Origin of the sequence: Sphingomonas sp. R647 (genome assembly GCF_020177055.1) — a bacterium.
Taxonomy (GTDB): domain Bacteria; phylum Pseudomonadota; class Alphaproteobacteria; order Sphingomonadales; family Sphingomonadaceae; genus Sphingomonas.
In genome coordinates this window covers 138,992-160,657 of record NZ_JAIQXT010000007.1, presented here as the reverse complement: position 1 = coordinate 160,657, position 21,666 = coordinate 138,992, and the positions used below count along the sequence as shown (strand labels likewise).

The 21,666-nt window shown below is 66.3% G+C and carries 19 protein-coding genes and 1 tRNA gene; 9 read left to right on the top strand and 11 right to left on the bottom strand.

Annotation, left to right across the window (positions count from 1 at the left end; all coding sequences use genetic code 11):
- Positions 1 to 51 precede the first annotated feature (51 nt).
- Both K9B35_RS17910 and K9B35_RS17905 read left to right on the top strand, forming a co-directional pair.
- The gene (locus K9B35_RS17910; protein ID WP_224923359.1) at positions 52 to 1,464 is read left to right on the top strand and encodes an amino acid permease; all 1,413 of its coding nucleotides are present in this window, start codon (positions 52 to 54) and stop codon (positions 1,462 to 1,464) included.
- Entirely contained in the window at positions 1,461 to 2,327 is an 867-nt protein-coding gene (locus K9B35_RS17905) for an S-methyl-5'-thioadenosine phosphorylase (protein WP_224923358.1), read from the top strand. The genes K9B35_RS17910 and K9B35_RS17905 overlap by 4 nt, the downstream gene beginning before the upstream one ends.
- On the opposite strand, the gene K9B35_RS17900 is transcribed toward K9B35_RS17905, so the two are convergent.
- The 7 genes from K9B35_RS17900 to K9B35_RS17865 form a co-directional block, all read right to left on the bottom strand.
- Positions 2,324 to 4,897 (bottom strand): HWE histidine kinase domain-containing protein, encoded by a 2,574-nt coding sequence (locus K9B35_RS17900; RefSeq protein WP_224923357.1) that lies wholly within the window; start codon positions 4,895 to 4,897, stop codon positions 2,324 to 2,326. The two genes, K9B35_RS17905 and K9B35_RS17900, sit on opposite strands and share 4 nt — an antisense overlap.
- On the bottom strand, positions 4,872 to 5,429 hold the full coding sequence (locus K9B35_RS17895) for a biliverdin-producing heme oxygenase (RefSeq protein ID WP_224923356.1): 558 nt from the start codon (positions 5,427 to 5,429) through the stop codon (positions 4,872 to 4,874). The genes K9B35_RS17900 and K9B35_RS17895 overlap by 26 nt, the downstream gene beginning before the upstream one ends.
- A 74-nt stretch (positions 5,430 to 5,503) precedes the next feature.
- Positions 5,504 to 7,309: a diguanylate cyclase gene (locus K9B35_RS20315; RefSeq protein ID WP_318245985.1), complete on the bottom strand. Its 1,806-nt coding sequence runs from the start codon at positions 7,307 to 7,309 to the stop codon at positions 5,504 to 5,506.
- 56 nt (positions 7,310 to 7,365) lie between these two features.
- The gene (locus tag K9B35_RS17880) at positions 7,366 to 8,322 is read right to left on the bottom strand and encodes a hypothetical protein (protein WP_224923355.1); all 957 of its coding nucleotides are present in this window, start codon (positions 8,320 to 8,322) and stop codon (positions 7,366 to 7,368) included.
- Between the two features lie 26 nt (positions 8,323 to 8,348).
- A complete protein-coding gene (locus K9B35_RS17875) occupies positions 8,349 to 8,552 on the bottom strand; it encodes a DUF1289 domain-containing protein (protein ID WP_224923354.1) in 204 nt (67 codons plus the stop codon).
- Entirely contained in the window at positions 8,549 to 10,006 is a 1,458-nt protein-coding gene (locus tag K9B35_RS17870) for a DEAD/DEAH box helicase (RefSeq protein ID WP_224923353.1), read from the bottom strand. Before K9B35_RS17870 ends, K9B35_RS17875 begins: the two co-directional genes overlap by 4 nt.
- 89 nt (positions 10,007 to 10,095) lie before the next feature.
- The gene (locus K9B35_RS17865; protein ID WP_224923352.1) at positions 10,096 to 10,575 is read right to left on the bottom strand and encodes a hypothetical protein; all 480 of its coding nucleotides are present in this window, start codon (positions 10,573 to 10,575) and stop codon (positions 10,096 to 10,098) included.
- Between the two features lie 78 nt (positions 10,576 to 10,653).
- Here K9B35_RS17865 and K9B35_RS17860 point away from each other — a divergent pair, with 78 nt between their 5' ends.
- Positions 10,654 to 12,114: an FAD-binding oxidoreductase gene (locus tag K9B35_RS17860; protein ID WP_224923351.1), complete on the top strand. Its 1,461-nt coding sequence runs from the start codon at positions 10,654 to 10,656 to the stop codon at positions 12,112 to 12,114.
- 30 nt (positions 12,115 to 12,144) lie between these two features.
- The gene (locus K9B35_RS17855) at positions 12,145 to 12,927 is read left to right on the top strand and encodes a SapC family protein (protein WP_224923350.1); all 783 of its coding nucleotides are present in this window, start codon (positions 12,145 to 12,147) and stop codon (positions 12,925 to 12,927) included.
- Between the two features lie 279 nt (positions 12,928 to 13,206).
- On the opposite strand, the gene K9B35_RS17850 is transcribed toward K9B35_RS17855, so the two are convergent.
- Positions 13,207 to 14,046 carry an N-formylglutamate amidohydrolase gene (locus K9B35_RS17850; protein WP_224923349.1) on the bottom strand — a complete coding sequence of 280 codons (840 nt, stop codon included), beginning with the start codon at positions 14,044 to 14,046 and terminating at the stop codon, positions 13,207 to 13,209.
- Positions 14,047 to 14,196: 150 nt separating this feature from the next.
- Here K9B35_RS17850 and cpdR point away from each other — a divergent pair, with 150 nt between their 5' ends.
- From cpdR to K9B35_RS17825, 5 genes are all read left to right on the top strand, one after another.
- Positions 14,197 to 14,574: a cell cycle two-component system response regulator CpdR gene (gene cpdR / locus K9B35_RS17845; RefSeq protein ID WP_224923348.1), complete on the top strand. Its 378-nt coding sequence runs from the start codon at positions 14,197 to 14,199 to the stop codon at positions 14,572 to 14,574.
- A gap of 70 nt (positions 14,575 to 14,644) precedes the next feature.
- Positions 14,645 to 14,719, top strand: a tRNA-Val gene (locus K9B35_RS17840).
- 136 nt (positions 14,720 to 14,855) lie between these two features.
- Positions 14,856 to 15,029 carry a hypothetical protein gene (locus K9B35_RS17835; protein WP_224923347.1) on the top strand — a complete coding sequence of 58 codons (174 nt, stop codon included), beginning with the start codon at positions 14,856 to 14,858 and terminating at the stop codon, positions 15,027 to 15,029.
- A 91-nt stretch (positions 15,030 to 15,120) separates the two neighbouring features.
- Positions 15,121 to 15,954, top strand: a complete 834-nt coding sequence (locus K9B35_RS17830; protein ID WP_224923346.1) for a diacylglycerol/lipid kinase family protein — start codon at positions 15,121 to 15,123, stop codon at positions 15,952 to 15,954.
- The gene (locus K9B35_RS17825; protein ID WP_224923345.1) at positions 15,951 to 16,679 is read left to right on the top strand and encodes a metallophosphoesterase family protein; all 729 of its coding nucleotides are present in this window, start codon (positions 15,951 to 15,953) and stop codon (positions 16,677 to 16,679) included. Before K9B35_RS17830 ends, K9B35_RS17825 begins: the two co-directional genes overlap by 4 nt.
- Positions 16,680 to 16,730: 51 nt before the next feature.
- Here the strand turns inward: K9B35_RS17825 and K9B35_RS17820 are convergent, their stop codons facing one another.
- From K9B35_RS17820 to rplM, 3 genes are all read right to left on the bottom strand, one after another.
- Positions 16,731 to 20,234 (bottom strand): autotransporter domain-containing protein, encoded by a 3,504-nt coding sequence (locus K9B35_RS17820; RefSeq protein WP_224923344.1) that lies wholly within the window; start codon positions 20,232 to 20,234, stop codon positions 16,731 to 16,733.
- A 208-nt stretch (positions 20,235 to 20,442) separates the two neighbouring features.
- Positions 20,443 to 20,964: a 30S ribosomal protein S9 gene (gene rpsI / locus K9B35_RS17815; protein WP_224923343.1), complete on the bottom strand. Its 522-nt coding sequence runs from the start codon at positions 20,962 to 20,964 to the stop codon at positions 20,443 to 20,445.
- On the bottom strand, positions 20,964 to 21,443 hold the full coding sequence (gene rplM / locus K9B35_RS17810) for a 50S ribosomal protein L13 (RefSeq protein ID WP_224923342.1): 480 nt from the start codon (positions 21,441 to 21,443) through the stop codon (positions 20,964 to 20,966). The genes rpsI and rplM overlap by 1 nt, the downstream gene beginning before the upstream one ends.
- Positions 21,444 to 21,666: the final 223 nt, after the last annotated feature.

Sequence of the window (21,666 nt, the reverse complement as noted above, 5' to 3'; positions counted from 1 at the left end):
GACCTGCGCGCGCGTCCGTCGCACCCCTCTTGCATAGACAGGGGGGATCGCATGGCCGACGGTTTGTTTCGTACAAAGAGCGTGAAGGGCGCGGATGAACACGCCCCGGAGCATCGGCTGGCGGCGACCCTGTCCTGGCCGCATCTGATTGCGCTCGGCATCGGTGCGATCGTCGGCACCGGCATCCTGACGCTGATCGGCGTCGGCGCGGGCAAGGCCGGGCCGGCGGTGATCCTGTCCTTCGTCATCGCCGGCGCGATCTGCGCCGCCGCCGCGCTCGCCTATGCCGAGATGTCGACGATGATGCCGGCATCGGGCAGCGCCTATAGCTACAGCTATGCCGTACTGGGTGAGATCATCGCCTGGGTGGTCGGCTGGTCGCTGATCCTCGAATATTCGCTGGTGGTCAGCGCGGTCGCGGTCGGCTGGTCGGGCTATGCCGCGCCGTTGCTGCAATCCTGGGCCGGCGTGCCGATGGACCTGATGCAGGGGCCGCATGCGGGCGGCATCGTCAATATCCCGGCCATCGTCATCATCGCGATCGTCGCGGGGCTGTTGTGTCTCGGCACGCGGGAAAGTGCGACGCTCAACGCGGGCCTCGTCATCGTGAAGATCGTTGCGCTCGCTGTGTTCGTTGCGGTCGCGTTGCCATATTTCAACGGCGCGAATTTCGAGCCATTCGCGCCGTTCGGCTTTGCCAAGAGCGTGTCGGCGGATGGCGTCGAGCGCGGGGTGATGGCCGCCGCGGCGATCATCTTCTTCGCCTTTTACGGCTTCGACGCGATCTCGACCGCGGCGGAGGAGACCAAGAATCCGGGCCGCGATCTCGCCATCGGCATTGTCGGGTCGATGGTCGCCTGTGTCGCAATCTACATGCTCGTGGCGGTCGCGGCGGTCGGTGCGCTGTCCTACACTCAGTTCGCCGACAGCCCCGAGCCGCTGGCGCTGATCCTGCGTGAACTGGGCCAGCCGCGCTTTGCGACCTTCCTTGCCATCTCGGCGGTGATCGCGCTGCCGACCGTGCTGCTGGGTTTTCTGTTCGGACAGAGCCGCATCTTCTTCACCATGGCGCGTGACGGAATGCTGCCGATCGCGCTTGCCAAGGTCTCGTCGCGCGGGGCGCCGGTGCGGATCACGATCTTCACCGCGATGATCGTCAGCGTGATCGCCGGGCTGCTGCCGATCGAGGAGATTGCGGCGCTGGCCAATGCCGGGACGTTGGTCGCGTTCGCCGCAGTCGCGATCTGCATGATGGTGCTGCGCCGCCGCGCGCCCGATGCGCCACGTATGTTCCGCACGCCGTTGTGGTGGCTGGTCGGCGCGATCGCGGTGTTCGGTTGCATCTATCTGTTCTTCAGCCTCCCGGCCACGACCCAGCTCTATTTCCTGTATTGGAACGTGCTCGGGGTTGTCATTTACTTCGCCTATGCGCGGCCGAAAGTGAGCAAACAGGGGCTGGCATGAGCGGTTGGCATATCGGGATCATCGGCGGATCGGGTCTGTACGATGTCGCGGGAATTGAAGATGGCCAATGGGTCGAGGTGGACTCGCCCTGGGGCGAGCCGTCCGACGCGATCTTCACCGGGCGGCTGGGGCATGTGCGCGTGTCGTTCCTGCCCCGCCACGGGCGCGGACACCGCATCAGCCCATCGGAGCTGAACGCGCGCGCCAATATCGATTGCCTCAAGCGGCTGGGCGTTACCGATGTGCTGTCGGTGTCGTCGGTGGGTGGCTTGCAGGAAGAGCGCGCGCCGGGGACGTTCACGATCGTCGATCAGTTTATCGACCGCACCAAGGGGCGCCCGTCGAGCTTTTTCGGCAGCGGCATGGTCGCGCATGTCTCGATGGCCGATCCGGTGTGCCCGCGCCTTTCGTCACTCGCCGGGGACGCGGCGGAGGCGGCGGGGGCCACCGTTCATCGCCGCGGCACCTGTCTGGTGATGGAGGGTCCGCAATTCTCGACCCGCGCCGAAAGCCATCTCTATCGCAGCTGGGGCTGCGACGTGATCGGCATGACCGCGATGCCCGAGGCGAAACTGGCGCGGGAGGCGGAACTGCCCTTCGCGATGGTGGCGATGGTCACCGACTATGATTGCTGGCGCGAGGAAGAGGCTGCAGTCGATGTCGCGCAGGTGATCGCGCAGCTCGGAGCCAATGCCACCAAGGCACGCGCGATGGTGCTGAACCTGCTGCGCGCTCTGCCGCCGGAGCGGGACGCGTCGCCGATCGACACCTGCCTCGACACCGCGCTGATCACCGCGCCGTCAGCACGCGATCCGGAAGTGCTGGCAAGGCTCGATGCGGTGGCGGGCCGGGTGCTGGGCTAACCCAGCATATCCGCCAGCGCGCGGGCGACATTCTCCATCGTATAGGGTTTCTGCACCACCGGGCGGCCGCGATGCTGATCGGGGAACTGCGCCTGTTCGCCATAGCCGGTCGCGAACATGAACGGGATGCGCCGTTCGAACAGCGCGTCGGCGATCGGGAAGCTGGTCGTGCTCCCCAGATTGATGTCGAGGATCGCCACCGTCGGCGGCTGGGCCGCGATCAGGTCGAGCGCGGCATCGACCGATGCTGCGGTCGTCACGTCCATGGCGCCAAGCCGTGTCGCAATATCCTCGGCATCGAGCGCGATGATCAGGCTGTCCTCGACCAGCAGTAGCCGCTGGCCATTGAGCAGGTCTGCAGGCGGCTCCTCGCGCTGCCCATGCGCCGCGCGCGGGTAGCGGATCAGCGGCGCACCGCCCTCGCGCGGCTTGGACACGTGGCGCGCGGGAATGCAGAAATCGGCCTCGAACCCGGTCTCGACATAGCGGGCCAGCGCTTCGCCGCCGAGGTCATAGGGCACCGACCGTTCGATGATCGTCGTGCCAAAGCCCTTGCGCGACGGCGGCTTGACCGGCGGGCCGTCGATATCGCGCCAATGCAGCAACAGGTCGCCGCGCGCATTGCACTCCCAGCTGAGCTTCACGGTGCCGCCGGCGACTGAAAGGCTGCCATATTTGCTCGAATTGGTGACGAGTTCGTGCAGCACCAGCGCCATGGTGGAATAGGCCTGCGGGTTGAGCATCACCGGCTCGCCCTCGCTCAGGATGCGGTCGCCCTCTTCGACAAAGGCGGCGGATTCGGCGTCGATCAGCGCCTGGAGCCAGGCTGGCCCCCAGTGATCCTCGGTAATCTGGTTGTGTGCACGCGCGAGGGCGTGGATGCGGCCATCGACCACCTTCACGAAATCGCGGACAGCCGCTTCCTCGGGCTGGGCCTGACGGATCAGGCCGCGGATCAGGCCGAGGATGTTGCGGACGCGATGGTTGAGCTCGGCGATCAGGACTTCCTGCCGTGCGCCGGCGCGCTGGCGCTCGGCCGAGGCCTCGTCGGCAAGGCGCAGCACCACCTCGATCAAGGTCGCGCGCAGCGTCTCGGCGACGCGCAGTTCGGATGCGGTGAACGGGCGTGAGCGGCCGCGGACCAGCTCCTTCCACTCATTGAAGCTCTCGCGCGGGCTCAGGCGCGGGCCGTTCGGGCCGTACGCGACCGGCTTGTGCGGATCGCCCGCCCAGCGGATCGAGCGGATCAGTTCGGTGCGGAACAGCACGACATAGTCGCGCGGCGAGCGCGAGATCGGGATGGCAAGCAACCCGGCGGCGCTGCCGGCGAACGGCTCGGCATCGATGATCAGCGACCCGATATTGTCCGTCGCGAACACCTTGCCCGCTGCGGTCGCGTTGAGCGCGCGCACGATCCGGCGGAAATCGTCGGTCGGTGGGGTGACCCCGGAAAAGGCGTAGCTGCCATTGAGCCACACGCCCACGCCATCGGCGGGGATCGCGTTGGTCAGGATATCGGCGAGCCAGTCGGGATCGCGCAGCAGGGTTTCATCCGACGCGACCGCGCCGAGCAGTTGGTCGGAAATGTCGCGGGCGCGCCGCTCGAATTCCACCGTCTGCTGCCGTTCACGGCTTTCCAGCCGCATCGAGAACATCTGCGCAAACAGCTCGGAGATTGAGCGCCGCTCGAAGCTGGGGTAGCGCGGGGCGTAATGGTGGCAGGCGAACAGGCCCCACAGCTTGCCATCGACGATGATCGAGATCGACATCGACGCATCCACGCCCATGTTGCGCAGATATTCGATATGGATCGGCGACACCGAGCGCAGCAGCGACAATGACAGATCGAGCGGCTCGCCCTTTTCATCCAGCGCGGGGACGATCGGGACGGGGGTCGCATTCACATCGGCGATCACCCGCAACAGCGAGCGGGTGTAGAGGACGCGAGCCTGCGCCGGAATGTCGCTGGCCGGATAGTGCAGGCCAAGGAAGCTGCCGATGCCCGGCTTGGATGCCTCCGCGACCACCTCGCCAGATCCGTCGGTAGCAAAGCGATAGACCATGACGCGGTCATAGCCGGTGAGCGCCCGCACCTGACGCGCGCCTTCGCGGTAAAAGGACAGCATGTCGCCGCACTGGTCGAGCCGCGCGATCATCGACCGCACCATGCCGGTGACGTCGCCGACTTCGCCTGTTGATCGCTGGCCCTCGATCACGATCTGCCCACCCGACAGGTGGATCGCCAGATCGAAATTGCCCGCACCGGGGGTAAGTTCGGTATCGAACAGCCGCTCGACCGAATCCGGGCCGCGCAGCAGCGCGGTGCGGTTGCGCAGGTCGTGGATCACCGGGGCGGGCAGAAACTCGGCGAGCGGATGGCCGACGATCTGCTCGGGATAGAAATCCAGATATTCGGGCAGGTTGGCCGACCCGCGCGCGACGATCCAGTCGGCGGTCAGTGCGATCAGGAAACCGATCGGTTGGATCGCGCCGAGGATGTGGATGGGCTCGCGATCACAATTGGTGAGATCGACGGGGTGCGGATCATTCAACGACGGGCATCCTTCCATGCTGGCGCGCGCTTCGCCAGAACAGGTCGAACACGGCACGGGCAGCGCTGATCGCCGCGTCACGCTGTGGTTGCGTCACAAGGGTCTGGTCCAGAACCTCGATCAAGCCGCGCCAGCGCTTCGGCGCAGCGGGGCAACGAATGAACCGGGCGGGAAGGTCCATGGGAACGTTTCGCGCCAGTAATGCCCCGCCGAGCCGCGACCCTTCGAGGACGTAGATCGCGCCCAGCGCGGCGGCTGAGTCGGTCAGTGCAAACGGCTCGGGCGCGGGGGGCGTGGCTTCCAGATCGGTGAGATCCTGCACGATCAGCCCTGCACGTCGCCGCTCGGGCCAGTCCGGCAGCACCGCAATCGGATCGAACGTATCGATCGCGGCTTCGACGGTAATCAGCGGCAGTGCCTGCGCGCGCAGAAACGCGCGATAGCCATCCCGATCAGCCAGATCGAACCCGCCAAATGCAGCATCGACCCGTTCATGCTCGGGCGCGGTCGCGGTGCGCAACAGGCTCCGGGCAGGCAGGGGGCTGGTCATTGCCGAACCTTGTGGCGAAACTGCCGATCCGCAACAAGTCATTGTTTCCCCGGTGAAATGACCTTCCGGAGCGCTCAGGCGGCGTGACGGTGACGCGGTTTTGCGATCTCCACGCGGTTGCGGCCCTGCTGTTTGGCACGCAACAGCGCCGCATCGGCGGTCGCGATCAACTGGTCGGCTGCGACATGCTCGGGCGCTGCCGCCAGCCCGATCGAGATCGTTACCGGGCCAACCATGTTGCCATCATGGCGAACTTCCAGCTCGGCAACGCGTGCGCGGATCCGCTCCGCGCGCTCGGCGGCGTGCTCGGCGTCGACCGGGAGCAGGATGGTGAATTCCTCGCCGCCATAGCGGAACGCGTCACCCACGCCGCGCGTGCCGTCAGCCAGCACTTTGCCGACCGCGCGAAGCACGGCGTCGCCCGCATCATGGCCATACGTGTCGTTGAACCGCTTGAAGTGATCGACGTCGATCATCAGGCAGCTCAGCGGCGCCCTGTTCGGGCCTGAGGTCGAAAGCAGACCTGCCAGCCGCTCCTCGAGCTGGCGGCGGTTGGACAGCCCGGTCAGCGCGTCCACCATCGCCATCGCGCGCAGCGCCTCACGCAGCCGCAGATTGGCGAGGGCGAGGCCGATATTCTCCGCGAGCATGTACAGATAGGGTGCGGGCATCGCGACGGCGGCGGCGGGTTCGCCCTGGCGCGGCTCAAGGTACAGCAGGCCCAGTATCTCCCCATGCGCTGTCAGCGGCAGGCACAGCGTGTCGCGGGTCGGCTCCTGATCACCGGCCAGATGCAGGCACGGCACGTCGATCGCGCCGCCGGCGGGGCGGTGCGGCTGTCCGCGCCGCAGCGCCCAGCAGGCTGACGCCGGAAAGCCGTCGCGCGATCCGACCGGGGCAAGCCACTCGCACGCCGCACGAAGCTCGCCCGCAGCTATGTCCATCAGGTAAAGCCGACCGGCGAAATCTGGTGCGATTTCCGGCGCGAAGCGAAGGGCAACGCCGATCAGGCCGTCGAGATCGTCGCACCCCTGCATCCGCTGGGTCATGCGCGCCAGCGTGTCGCGTACCGCCAGATCGCGATCGCGCTCGGCCTCGAGCCGCAGGCGCTCCAAGCCATTGGCGCGGAAAATGTGGATCGCCTGCGCCATGTCCCCGATCTCGTCGATCTGGTCGATCTGTGGCGGGACGGCCGAGAAGTCCTGCGCGGCGAGGCGGGTGACGACATCGCTCAACCGCACCACCGGGCGCAGCACGCGCCGCTTGAAGATGAAATAGAGCACGGCAAGAAACAGCAATGCCGTGGTCGCGAGCACGATTTCGGACACGGTGCGCCATAGCCGCGCGAAGCGGGTCGCGGTTTCGATCTGGTTGGCGGTGCGGGTCTCGATCTGCATCTCGAACCGCTCAAGCAAGGTCTTGGCCCGGTCGAGCTCGCGTTGATGTGCCTCGCCGAACAGAATGCGCTGCGCGGTTTCCCGATCGCCCCGGCGATAGGCGAGAATCGCCGCGCGCTGCTGGTCGCCCATCGTTTGCGACCAGCGAATCGCCTCGCGCAGCGTGCGCAGCTCGTTGGGCAGGGCGCCCGCCTTCGCAAGCGGCGCGATCCCTGCCTCGACATCGCTCAGCGCCTTCCCGGTGCGGTAATGCAGGATGCGATAGACCGGGTCGCCGGTAACGACGAACTGGCGCGCATGATCGGCCGACAGGAACATGTTCTTGCCCAGATCGGTCGTTGCCCGTTGCAGTGCATGGCGGTCCGCGACGGCGGCGCGCTCCCGCTCATGGGCATCGGATGCCAGCAACATCGTCACGCCCGAGCTAAGCGTCAGGACAAGCGTGGCCCCATAGGCCCAGTTGGTAATCGTCGCGAGGCGCATACCGCCCTATAGAGGGCGGGGACGCCGTACGGGTGGCGATGTCGCAAATGCAGCGCTTAAGGCTGTTGGGCATCCTGCAGGATCAATCCCGCCAGCGCCACCGGCACGGGTGCGTCGCCATAGTCCCTGACGATCTCCACCTCCGCACCGTCCGCGTCGATGGCCCGGACGATCAGCGCCGCGCCGCCCAGGTCGATCGTTGAGGGCAGGCGATCAAGCTGGATCGGACGCAGATGTTTGAACTGTGGTTCCTTGGCCAGCATCTTGGGGTAGCGATCCGTCGCGGGGCCATCGATCGCCGGGTCGAACAATGTAGTAACCCGGCCCTTGCCCTCCTCGCCCATGAGCATAAGCCCGGCGGCAACGCCCTGCTTCTCACGCATCAGCACGGGACCGACGGAGAACAGCCGCGTGTCGGGGCGGGTTGTCGTAAAGCGAACCGCGACGCGGTGCCGGGGATCAGCGCTCAGCACCATCGGCTGGAACCCTGCATCGCCGGTGAACATGAGGCGCACGAGTTCGAAGGCGACACCGCCGAACGGGCCAGAGCCAGATGGCGGACGGCTCAGCGTGCCCAGCATCAATTGATCGAACACGCCGTCGCCACTCTCATCGACCAAGCACAGGCGGGATTCGAGTTTGATCATGGCGTTCGCGGCCTTGTAGCCGCTGTCGCCGCCGCAATAGACGCGGTGGTCGGCTTCGGCGGTCGCAACGCGATACAAGCGCGCGCCCTTGGCCAGACGCAGCGTCACCGGCGCTTTCGCCAGCGGCATCCCGGCCAGTTCGATGCTCGTGTCGTCAGTGATGATCGCAGCTTCGGCGAGAGCGACGGGCTGAAGGAACACCGGCTCGCCCCATTTGACGCGGCGCGTCTCCTTGGGCGCGGGCTCGAGCGTGTGCATCGTCCAGGCCGCTTTACGCCAGCTGCGGGTCGGTTCCTGTGCAGCGCCGCTTGCGGCCAGCGTTAGCGCGATGGTCGCTGCGGCAAGCCGCCATAGCTGTCGAGTCATCATCCCTCCATGCTGCGCGCTGCCCGTCAGCTCCTTGCTGCGAGGGCATCCAGGATCGCGCGGCGGCGATTATCGCTGGCGATCGACCATTCCGCAATCTCGTCGAGCGTGCGCAGACAGCCTTCGCAGACGTCGTCGTCGCGCATGCGGCAGACGCCGATGCACGGACTGGCAACGCCGGGGACCGGGGTGAAGGCGAGGAAATCATCCTCGTCCTCAGACCCGGTCACGCGGGAATCGTGAAATTCAGGAAGTCGGGGATCGGCCCATTCCAGCCGCCATCGTCCTTGCCGTCCGGACCATCGTCGCGCCCCTCATAGCGGCGGTCGCGGCGGGGGCGTTCGTCGCGGCGCGCGTCGCGGGGACGGTCATCACGGGGACGGTCGTCACGCGGGCGCTCGTCGCGGGGCCGTGCCTCGCGCGGGCGATCCTCACGGGGCTTTTCTTCGCGGGGCTGCTCGACGCGCGGCTTGGCTTCGCGGGGCGGAGCCTCGACCGGAGCGTCCTTCGCCGGCTTGGCCTTGCGGCCGCGCGGCTTCTTCGCCTCTTCAGGCTCAGCCGCCGGGAGTTCGCCGATCCGCTCGATCTTCTGCCCCTGCAGCTTTTCGATATTCTCGATCGCTTCGGCGTCCGCGCTGGTCACCAGCGTGTATGCGGTGCCGGTCGCTCCCGCGCGACCGGTGCGGCCGATGCGGTGGACATAATCGTCCGGGTGCCAGGGCGCGTCGAAGTTGAACACGTGGCTCACGCCCTTGATGTCCAGCCCGCGTGCCGCGACGTCGGATGCGACGAGGATGTTGACGTCGCCGGCCTTGAACCGGTCGAGCTCGGCGATGCGCGATGACTGGTCCATGTCGCCATGGATCTCCGCCGAGCGATAGCCGTGTTGCTTGAGGCTCTTGTTGAGCTCACGCACCGTCGTCTTGCGGTTGCAGAAGATGATCGCGGTGCGCACATCTTCACGCTCGAGCAGACGGCGCACTGCCTCGCGCTTGGCGGCGGCGCTGTTGCTGACGGGCACGAGCCGCTGGGTGATGTTCAGATTGGTGCTGGCGGGCCGCGCGACTTCGATCGTCTTGGGGTTCGACAGGAACTTGTCGGCCAGCTTCTTGATCGGCGGCGGCATCGTTGCCGAGAACAGCAGCGTCTGACGGTTCGCGGGCAGCTTGGTGCAGATTTCCTCGATATCGGGGATGAACCCCATGTCGAGCATCCGGTCTGCCTCGTCGATCACCAGCAGGTTGCAATCGTTCAGCATGATCTTGCCGCGACCAAACAGGTCCATCAAGCGGCCGGGCGTGGCGATGAGCACGTCGACGCCCTTTTCCAGCGCCTTGACCTGATCGCCCATCTGAACGCCACCGATCAGCAGCGCCATGCTGAGCTTGTGATAGGTGCCGTATTTCTCGAAATTCTCGGCCACCTGCGCGGCGAGTTCGCGGGTCGGCTCAAGGATCAGGCTGCGCGGCATCCGCGCGCGGCTGCGCCCTTCGGCCAGCACATCGATCATCGGGAGCACGAAGCTGGCCGTCTTGCCCGTCCCGGTCTGGGCAATGCCGATCAGGTCGCGCATCATCAGCACCGACGGGATCGCCTGGCGCTGAATAGGGGTGGGTTCGGAATAGCCGGCCTCAGTAACGGCCTTCAGCAATTCGTCAGAGAGGCCGAGATCGGCAAAGCTCATTCAGATGTCCGGAAAAACGGGGGCTCGCCCCTCAAAGTAAACTCAGGCGCTCTCCGGGAAAGCGCGCAAAAAGTCAAGGTAAAGGCTGATCAGCGTTCCGGGGTCAGCGCGCGGAACGACCGGATCCGGCATTCGCCACCCGCCCGCGAGCGGAACACGTCGCGCTTGGCACAGACTTTTCCGTCCTTGTTGGGCTTTACATAGAAGCCGGCATAGAAATCGAGCGCGGGACATTCGCTGCCCAACTTGGCCCGCACGCGCCGGCCACCCGACAGGACCAGATCGACGCTGTCCGACCGGATGATCGCCGCACCCGACAGCGCGTCGGCGCTGACGCAATCGTCGGTGCGCTTTTCGACCCAGGCGATCGGGGGCAGCGGGGCAGGGGGCGGGGCGGCCATGCGGCGCACCGGGTCGGGGCGGGGCACGCGGATCACGATATGCTGCTGAATCCGCACCTGCGCGAGGCGGGAGGACGCGCCTGCCGACGGCTGTAGCTTGCCCTGCCCCGAGGCTCCAAGGGGCAGCAGCAGCGCAGCAGAGAGGGACGCGATCAACAGCTTCACCATGTCATGATGCCCTATACGCGCCCCTGTTGAACAGTGGATGAATTGCCCCGCGCCGTCCCGTCATGGTAGCGCGCCGCCATGACTGCGCCCGATCCCACCGCCGCCCTGTCCGCTCTCTCCGCTGCCGTGGCGCAGCGAATCGGTGCGGACGCGGTGGTGACCGATTCGGATGCGATTGCGCCGTGGCTGACCGACTGGCGCGGACGCTATCATGGCGCATCGGCACTGCTGCTCCAGCCGCGATCGACGCAGGATGTCGCCGCGATCGTCACGCTCGCCGCTGCGCATGGCGTGCCGCTGGTGCCACAGGGGGGCAATACATCGATGGTCGGCGGTGCGACTCCGCCTGCCGATGGCACTGCCGCGATCCTGTCGCTGCGGCGGATGAACGCGATTCGCCGGGTCGATACCGATGCAGGGCTGGCGGTGGCGGAGGCCGGGGTGATCCTGTCCGATCTGCACGATGCCGCGCTGGCGCAGGGGCGGCGCTTTCCGCTGACCTTGGGGGCCAAGGGCAGCGCGACGATCGGCGGACTGGTGTCGACCAATGCCGGCGGGACGCAGGTGCTGCGCTTCGGGACGATGCGCGCATTGGTGCTGGGGATCGAAGCGGTGCTGCCCGATGGCACCGTCCATGACGGGCTCGCCCCGCTCAAGAAGGACAATCGCGGCTATGACCTCAACCAGCTGCTGGTCGGGGCGGAGGGGACGCTGGGCGTGATCACCGCCGCGACGCTGAAGCTGGTCCCCGCCGTGGCGGCACGCGCGGTCGGTTGGGTTGGGGTCGAAACGCCGCATGCCGCACTTGAGCTGCTGCGGCTGTGCGAGGCGGCGACCGATTCGATCGAGAGCTTCGAGATCGTGCCCGCGCATTCGCTGGCGCTGGTGCTCGAGCACATCCCCGGCACGCGCGATCCGCTGGCGGGGCCGCATCCCTGGCATGTGCTGATCGAATCGGTGGCAAGCGACGCCGGGGCGGAGGCGCCGGCACAAATCCTCGAGCGCCTGCTCGCGGCGGGTTTGGAACGCGGCCTGATTTGCGACGCGGCGATTGCGGCGAGTGAGGCGCAGGCTGAGGCGCTGTGGAAGCTGCGTGATTCGATTTCGGAGGCGGAGCGCGCAAGCGGCCCCGCGCTTCAGCACGACATTTCGGTCCCGGTCGCGGCGATGCCCGACTTCATGATCGACGGCGCGGCGGCGGTCGAGGCCGCGTTTCCCGGTACCAGCGCAGGGGCGTTCGGGCATCTGGGTGACGGCAACGTCCATTTCCATGTGCGCGCACCCGAAGGTGCCGATCGCGGCTGGGTCGCGGAGAATTCGGCGCGAATCAGCCCCTTCGTCCATGATCTGGTGATCGCTGCCGGCGGATCGATCTCGGCCGAGCATGGAATTGGCCAGATGAAGCGCGACGAACTGGCGCGGCTGTCCTCGCCCGCGCGCATGCACGCACTCGCCGCAATCAAGCGCGCATTCGATCCGGACAATCTGTTCAATCCAGGGAAACTGGTTACGCTTGCACCCGCGCGCGCCGACCAATAGACCGCGCACACCTAAATCCAGGAGAATTTCATGGCCAGCGCGCCGCAAGCACAGGGTCTTCCCGTTTTCTATAACGACCTTCTCCCGCTCTCGAGCGAGATGCATGGCAATTTCCGTATTCGTCCGGCCACCACTGCGCCGTTCCTGGGCAAGCAGCACGCCGTGCCGCTGACCGTCGAGGAATTCCCGCTGGTTCAGCGTCATATGCCGATCGTCTTTTCGGCGGGTGAGGAGCCGGTGCCGTTGGCGCTGATGGGCCTGAACGAAGGCGTAAACGTCTTCTTCGACACCGACGGCAAGCCGCGCGGGACCGAGCCGATGTACATCCCGGCCTATATCCGCCGCTATCCCTTCCTGCTCGCCCGGCTGCGTCCGGATTCGGAAGAGCTGTCGCTGTGCTTCGACCCGAGCACCGATTCGATCGGCGCGTTCGATGAGGGCGATGCCCTGTTCGAGGACGGCAAGCCGACCGAGCTGGTCCAGCAGATCCTGAAGTTCAACGAGGAATTCGAGATCGCGGGTCAGAAGACCGGCGCGTTCCTCAAGGAACTGAACGACATGGGCCTGCTGATGGATGGCGAAGTCGCGATCCAGCCGGATGGCGCTGCTCAGCCGTATATCTATCGCGGCTTCCGCATGGTCGATGAGGCAAAGCTCAACGAGCTGCGCGGCGACCAGCTGCGCAAGATTCAGCAGAACGGCATGCTGCCGCTGATCTACGCCCACCTCTTCTCGCTCGGCCTGGTCCGCGAGATTTTCGGTCGCCAGATGGCGATCGGCGCCGTCGCGCCGCAGATCGCTCCGGCCGTCTGACCTATTCCCTCCGGAGCCGCTCAGCCGGCTCCGGAGGTGCTTCCCGCCGATCTCGGCTGGAAATGACGGGTTTGACCTCGTCCCATCCCTCCACTCGTCGCATTTTGAACTGTGGCCTTGAAGCCACGGTCAAGCGTAACTATAAAGTTTGTAGCGCGGTTTCGTGTCCCCCCTTTCGCGGACCCGCGCGGCACGCCCTCGGGCGTGTCTCCTCCCTGAACCTAGGCCGCCCGGTGGTAACACCGGGCGGTTTTTTTATGCGTGAAGCGGATCCGGGGCCTACTGCGCGGCGTCGGCGAGGGGCAGCGCCTCATCGGCGACCGCATCGATGATCGCGCGCAGCAGTCGTGCCGTTTCCTCCAGACCCGGTCCTGGCTGATCGCGGCGGCGGTCGAGATAAAGGCTGCGGTCGAACTCCAGCTGGATCGCGTGGATATTGCCCGCCGGATCGGCGTGGCGCTTAAGCACATGGCCGCCGGCATAGGGCGTGTTGAGCGCGCTACGCACCCGCGCGGCATGCGCGACCCCCTCGATCCGCGCGACGAAGCGGGCGGCACTCGACCGGCCGAAGCGGTCGCCGATGACCAGGCGCGCCGCGCCGACGCCGAGCGGGGGCATCGAGTGGACGTCGATCAGCACCGCGACACCGAACCGCGCGCGTGCCGCTGCCAGCGCATCGGCCACGGCGGCGTGATAGGGGCGATGGTCCTGTTCGATCCGTGCCCGCACCTCCTCTGCAGCGAAGCGGCGACGCCACAGCTCGGCACCCCCTGCACGGCGGGGGATAAGGCCGAGACCGCTGCGCAACTTGAGCGACTGTGCCGCCTCGGGCACCGGCTCGGCACCTTCGTCGATCCGGTGGTCGCGCTCATGCTCGGCGCGGTTGAGGTCGATCCAGGCGCGCGGTCGGGTGGCGACCAGCATGGTTTCGCTGCCCCGCGCCGCCAGCGCCAGCGTATCGGCGTGGCGATCCTCGAGCGGGAGCAGGCTGTGCAGCGGTACGCGGAGCGCCGCGCGTAGCGGTAGCGGATAATCGCGCCCGGCGTGCGGGACAGACAGCACAATGGGCGAGGCCGGAAGCTCTGGCCCGTGGCGGTCAAAGGGCGGTGGCACGCTCACAAATCGAACCTATGCCCCGATGCGCGCCATCGCAACGCCCCGCTTGCCCAGCCCCGACATCAACGGGGCCGCATGGCTGGAATTTCTTAAGGGCTTCGCGCATAGTATCGCGACGGGCAGGCGCAGGCATCGGCCGCGGGCGAGGGGTGAATGATCAGGATCTTGTTGGCCGAGGACGATCAGGTGATGCGCGAATATCTCGCGCGTGCGCTCGAAAAGTCCGGCTATGCCGTCACCGCGGTTGACCGCGGTACCGCCGCGCTCCCGTTGATCGAGACCGAACGGTTCGATCTGCTGCTCAGCGATATCGTGATGCCGGAGATGGACGGGATCGAGCTGGCGCAACGCGCCGCCGAGATCGCGCCCGACATGCGCATCATGTTCATCACCGGATTCGCCGCCGTCACGCTGAAGGCAGGCAAGCAGGTGCCGCAGGCACGCGTGCTGTCCAAGCCATTTCACCTCCGCGATCTGGTGCTGGAGGTTGACCGATTGTTCGAGATGGAGCAGGTGCCGAGCTCTAATTGAAATCAGGTGCTTGCAAGGGGAGACGACCCCCGCTAAAGCGCCGCTTCCCGAGATTCGCCGCAAGGCGAGTGGGCGTGTAGCTCAGTGGTAGAGCACTGTGTTGACATCGCAGGGGTCGCAAGTTCAATCCTTGCCACGCCCACCATTATAGGCCCGCCAGCTCATTGAGTTGGCGGGCCTTTTTTGATTCTGACTCGGGCCCGGCAATGCGACGAGCCGAGGACCGTTTTGCGCTCCTCATCGGTTGAGCTTCCACGAGTGGGCGATTCCAGGAGAGTGACATGAACGAGCGTCAGCAGGACCAGACCCCAGGCGGCCAGCAGAACCAGCAGGGCAACCAGAATGTCGATCGGCAGCAGAACCAGCAGCCGCGCGAGCAGCAGGACCCGCAGGGCGACCGCGCACCGGACGAGCAGAGCGACAATGACGGAGCGGACGCCGATCAGCAGGGCTGATCCGATCGTTCCACTACCGGAAGGGGCCGCATATGCGGCCCCTTTTTTGTGTACGACGCGAAACAATCCGCCCGTCATGCGTTGGCGCGGCATGGAACGTCTGTGGTTCATCACCAATCCGCAATCCGGCTCGGCCACGCAGGAGAAGTGCGATGCGCTGGAGGCGGTGTTCGACGAGCGCGGCCTCACGCTGGCGGGCCGCACCCGCTTTCCCAACGACGCCATCCCCGATCCTGCCGCGCTCGACGCGGCCGATGTCGATACCGTGGTGCTGTTCGCAGGCGACGGGACGATCAATGCGGCGCTGTGCGCGCTGGCGGGGTGGGATGGCGCATTCCTGATCCTGCCTGGGGGCACGATGAACATGCTGGCCAAGGCGCTGCACGGCGATGCGGACCCAGCGGCGATCGTCCATGCCGCCCATCGCGAGGCGCGCCGGGTGGCGATGCCCTATGTCGAGGCGGGGCCGCACCGCGCCTTTGTCGGCCTGATCCTTGGTCCGGCGGCGCATTGGGGCAGGGCGCGCGAGGCTGCGCGCGCGGGGCGGCTGGCGCGGATGGTCGGTGCGGTACGTAACGCGTGGCGGCGCACCTTTGGCCGGGGGCTCAGGGTTCGCGGAGTGCCGGGCATGGACGCGCGCTATCAGGCGATCTTCGTCGCGCCGACCGATACCGGGCTGCGCGTCGATGCGATCGATGCGCGCGACTGGGGCGCGATTGCCGAGCTCGGCTGGTCGTGGCTCACCGGCGACTGGGTCGCTGCGCGCGCGGTGACACAGCGACGGGCGCAGCAGATCGCGCCGTTCAGCAGCCGCCCGGTGCTCGCATTGTTCGACGGTGAGCCGGTGACGCTCGAGCCGGGGACCATCGTGGGCAGCGGGACCACTGCGCCCGTGTTCCTCGCAACGCGGGAGGTGAAGGGATGACGCGCCTCTTCCATGTCAGCGACATTCATTTCGGCGCCGAAGACCGCGCTGCACTCGACTGGTTTGCCGATCGTGTCGCCGAGGAGCAGCCCGATGCGGTGATCGTCACCGGCGACCTGACGATGCGCGCGCGCCAGCATGAGTTTGCCGCGGCGCAGGCGTGGCTCGAAGCGCTCGGACGCCCGATCACGGTCGAGGTCGGGAATCACGACCTGCCCTATTTCAATCCCTGGGCGCGCTTCGTGACGCCCTATCGGCGGTTTCAGGCGCTGGAGCGGATGATCGAGCGCCCGCTTGAACTGCGCGGTGTGTCGATCGTGCCGCTCAAGACGACGGCGCGCGCGCAACTGCGGCTGAACTGGTCGAAGGGCTATGTCAGCGGGCGAGCCATCAACCGGACGCTCACTCAGGTCGCCGATGCGCCCGACGGGCATATCGTGCTGATTGCCTGCCACCATCCGCTGGTCGAGGCGGGGACGCGCAGTACATCGAACACGCGCGGCGGGCGTGCGGCGCTGGAGGCGCTGGCAGCGGCGGGCGCGCATGGCGTGCTGACCGGCCATGTCCATGACGCGTTCGACATCACCCACCCGACCGCTACCGGCCCGGTGCGGCTGATCGGTGCCGGAACCCTGTCGGAACGGGTGCGCGACACGCGCCCGTCGTTCAACGAGCTGCGCGTGGTGGACGCCAAACTGGAGACGCAAATCCGCGAGATGGAATGAAAAAGGCCGCCCCCGAGGGAGCGGCCTTTCATCAAGACGTTCGGCTGGCGATCAGAAGCGGAAGGTGATCGATCCGCGATAGGTCTGTGCCGACAGGTCCGAGCGCAGGAAGGTCGAGTCGGCCGAGACCGACAGATCCACCGCGCCGGTGCGGAAGGTCAGGCCGCCCGACACTTCGCCCCAGTCCTTGTCCTGACCGTTGAGCGCGAACGCCACATTGGCACCGGTGCCGCCGACCAGATTGGCGCCCACGGTGGCCGGACGATCGCCGAACTCATGGACATAGGTGGCGGTGACGAACGGACGCAGGCCATCCGACTTGCCCGCGACGGTCAGCCCGGCGCGGCCCTGGTAGCTTTCATAGTCGTTGCGGTCGATGTCCAGCGCCATTGGCCCACCCAATTCCTGCGCGCTGCCGAAATCGATCCAGGTGGTCCGCCCGGCGATGCGCGGAGCGATCTCGATCGCGTCATTGCCCAGGTCGAAGCCGAGGCCCAGTTCGGTCCCGACGATCATCGCGCTGTCGCTGGAACGCACGGTGTAGTTGGTGCCGAGGAAGCCTGCGGTCCGCTGGGTCTTGACCCCCAGCGCGCCAGCGGTGACCTGACCGTCGAGCGTGACGCTGCCAAAGCTCTTCTTGGCGTAGAGCGTCCCCTGGAACGCCTCGCCCGTTGCGCTCTGGCCGCCGAACGATGCCGTGCCGTCGGTGTCGGTATAGGTGAAGGCGAAGCCGATCAGGCTGGTGTCGCCGAGCGAGGCTTCCAGACCTGCGCCGACATACCAGCCATTATAGCTATCGCGACCGCCCATGCCGGACATCGCTGCGCCATCGCCGTTGAGATAGCCGCCCGAGATGAAGCCGCTCATCGTTTCGGGCAGTGCGCCTTCCTGAATCATCGGCGTGGCGGCATCGCTGCGCACCGGGGCTGCGCCCATTGCCGGCATCAGGTTGAGCGCTGCGACCTGCACCGGACGGCCATAATGCGCCAGCGAGCCACCGAGATTGGCGGGGTCGAGGCCATTGAGGCGGTTGCGGATGAAGGTCGAGTTGGCGTCGGTGGTGGCGATGCCGAGCGTCTGCGCGGTCGTCTCCGATGCCGGCGCCCAGCTGCCGAGTGTGCTGATGATCGTCGATGCGTTCTGCAGGTCGAGCGGGCCGTACAGGCCGTCAAACCTCGCCTGCTGGCTGCGGTTCTGATCGAGCAGGCGCGCCCAGGTCGATCCGATGACGTTCGATGCTGGAACGACGCTGGTATAGGTGCCGGCGGCGATGTTCAGCACGACCGAGTTGGTCGAATAGGTCAGCGTCGGGCGCAGGATCGCGCTGATCGACGCCGGGGTGTTGAACGTGCCGACGACGCCGCCTGCGGCGGTCAGGATGGTGTAGCTGTTGCCCGCGCGGAGCGTTGCCGCCGAATAGCTGATCTGGAGGTTGCCGCCCAGATTGGCCTGATTGGCTGCGCCCGCCACGACGATCCGGTCAGAGGTGCCGCTGGCACCAAGGTCGACGAGGTAGCCCGAGCCTGACGACAAGACGAGCCCGCCATTGAAGGTCAGCGTGCCGGTGGTCCCGATCGTGCCCGGCGCGAAGCTGCCCAGCACGCTGGTCGTGAACGGGGCGTTGACCTGACCCGACCCGGTCAGCAGGCCCGACAGGAGGAGATAGTCACCCGACGACGCCAGCGTGCCGTTGTTGACGATCGTGCCGGTATTCTGGCGGATCTCCATCAGGCTGGTGAGCGATGCGCCGCTGGCGATGGTCAGCTGCGAGGTCGCACCCATGATGCTGAAGCGGTCGATCGTCACTGCCGAGTTGAGCGTCACGACCCCGGTGTTGCGCAGCGTCACGTCATAATAGCGACCAATCTGGCCGGTGGTGCGAACGCCGTCGACATTGTTGGGCGTGAAGCCGGTCGCGCCGGGCAAACCGTTGGCGAGCGTAGGCGCCGGGGCGGCGGTGTCGGTGTAGCCTGGCGTTGCCTGCGCCTGATCGAGCCCGGCGACGAGCCCGTAGCTTCCGGTTACGTTTGCGATCTCAGGCGCGCCACTTTCGGTCGCGCCGGTCGGCAGGTTCGAGGTGAACACGCCGGTCGCCAGATTATAGCATTCCGACGACGGGTTGGGTGAGGTGTTCGGCGACTCGAAGCACAGCTCACCGAACTCCTGCGCATTGCCCGAATTGGCGCCACCCAGATGCGTTGGCAGGCCGTTGACCAGCTGGCCGCCCGTGATGATCTGATAATTGGGATCGAGTTCGGTCACCCAGGCTGCGCCATCCTCCCAATTGCGGTTGCCCGCGACCGCAGTGACGTAGCGATAGGGGTTATTGGCGACGATCCAGTCCCAATAGAGGAACAGCGGCTGGTAGAAGCTCTGCGTGCCGTAGCTGCCGCCGGGCTGGCCGCCGAAGAAGGTCGACCCGCCCGACAGGACGCCGATCACCACCTGCTTCGAAAAGGTCCGGTCCAGGATCAGCGGGCCACCCGAATCGCCCGGGCCGGTGAGGCCTTCACGCGGCAGCGCATTGTCGCGAAAGCCGTTGAAGTCGCGGGTGTTTGCCGTCGCGGTGCCGCGTGCCGGATCGTCGAAGTCGAGGAAGTACAGCTGCTGCGGACGTGACGGCGAGCCGGCCGTGCCGAACAGGAATTCGTTACGGGTGTTGAGCGAAACAAGCGCGCCCAGCATGTTCTCAGCAGCGCGGCGCCGAAAGTTGCCGCTGCTCGACGCACCGGTGGTGCCGGTGCCGAAGCTGCCATAGCCGCCGATGTTGACATGGTAGCCGGTGCCGGTTGCGGGATCGATCGCGCCGGGGGTGGGCAGCGGCGAGAAGAGCAGCGCCCAGGTCGGGACGCCCGCGGCGGGAGTGTCGAGCACCGCGGTCGCGACATCCGCCTCAAGGAAGCAGGACGTCGCCGACGTGCAAGACGCGGCATTCAGCGACCGGGGGTCGTAGAAAACCTGGTTGATGTTGTAAAAATGCTGGGCCGTGTTGCTCTGGAAGCGGCCAGCGCCGCCGGTCCCACCAAGCAGCCAGCGAACAAGTTCATCGGTCTGGCCCGCGGCATTAGCGCGGGTGTTGGTCTCAAACCCGACGCCGACGCCGACGCCGCCCGAGTTCGCACCATAGGCCGTTGCCGCACGCGTGTTTACGCAGTGTGCGGCGAAGATGATGGTGCGCGGATTGATCAGCGTCCCGGTGCAGGTGCCGATGAAGCCGCCGCCAGAGTCCGTGATGATCTGGCCAATGCCGGTAACATTGACCGGGTCATAGGCCTGTACCGGGGTGAAGCCGTTGTTGATCGTGATCTGCGGCGTGTCTTCCGCCTCATCCGGCGAAACATAGCCAGATTGCGTCAGTGCTGCGCCCGGCGCGTGGGCGATGTCGATCGCCGCGTCGGGGCGGCTGCCATGTGCGTCGAGCGAGGCGCCGGCCGAATCGATGCGCGGCCCCGCCGTCGTCCCGTCATTGGCGAGCGCTGGCGCGGCAATCGCGCACAGGCCGAATCCGGCGGCCGACAGCAACAGATTGGCGCGCGTGGTGCGAGCAAAGTTCATGATTTCCCCCAAAATATATCGCGAGCCTCACCGGGGCCCGCGGTCATGAAGGAAGGCTATGCGGCTTTTGGCGCGCGTCAAGGCCACACGTGCGTGGCGTCGCATGTTCGTCGTTCTGCGATGCGTCCGGGCAACACCTCGCCCAACGAAAAAGGGCGGCCCGTGCGGACCGCCCTTTCGCATATCGAAGATCGAACCTGTCGGTCGATCAGCGCTTCGAGAACTGGAAGCTGCGGCGGGCCTTCGCCTTGCCGTACTTCTTGCGCTCGACGGCGCGCGGATCGCGGGTCAGGAACCCGGCCGCCTTGACCGGCGCGCGCAGCGTCGGCTCATACTTGGTCAGCGCCTGGGCGATGCCGTGCTTGACCGCGCCGGCCTGGCCCGAAAGCCCGCCGCCCTTGACGGTGCAGATCACGTCATACTGGCCGTCACGCTCGGCAACGCCGAACGGCTGGTTGATGACGAGACGCAGCGTCGGACGCGCGAAATAGATTTCCTGATCGCGGCCGTTGATGGTGATCTTGCCCGAACCGGGCTTCAGCCACACGCGGGCAACGGCGTCCTTACGACGGCCGGTCGCATAGGCGCGGCCGAGCTTGTCGATTTCCTGCTGACGCAGCGGCATGGTCGAAACCACGGGGGTCGCAACGCCGGCTTCAGTGGTTTCGGCAACAGGCGCGCCGTCGGCGATCGCACCCAGATCGGAAAGGGACTGGCGATTGTCGGACATTATGCGCCCACCTTGTTCTTGCGGCTCATGCCGGCGATGTCGAGGACCTCGGGGTTCTGCGCCTCATGCGGATGCTCGGCGCCCTTGTAGATGCGCAGGTTGCGCATCTGCTGACGGCCCAGCGGGCCGCGCGGGATCATGCGCTCGACCGCCTTTTCCAGAACGCGCTCGGGGAAACGACCCTCGAGCACCTTCTGCGCGGTGACTTCCTTGATGCCGCCAGCATAGCCGGTGTGCTTGTAATAGACCTTGTCCGCCAGCTTCTTGCCGGTGAAGCGCACCTTGTCCGCGTTGATCACGATGACATTGTCACCGCAATCGACATGCGGGGTGAAGCTCGTCTTGTGCTTGCCGCGCAGGACGTTGGCGATGACGACCGCAGCGCGACCGACGACCAGATTCTCGGCATCAACGATATGCCACTTCTTCTCCACCTCGGCCGGCTTTACCGACTTGGTGGTCTTCATGAGCGCCTTCATGGGGCCAGACCTCTTGGGTTTAAATGAATGACGCCGCCCCTTGCCAAACTGGCGCAGGACGGCGCGAACGGCGGCCAATTGACGAAATGAGAGTCAAAAGTCAAGCAAATGGCGGGATTGCTGACGGGTATTGGAATACCTTATTGGTCGATCCGGGTGAACCGGATCGCTGCGGTACCGGCCCGCTCCCCCACCCGGCCACCCACAAAGTACCTTCAATGGG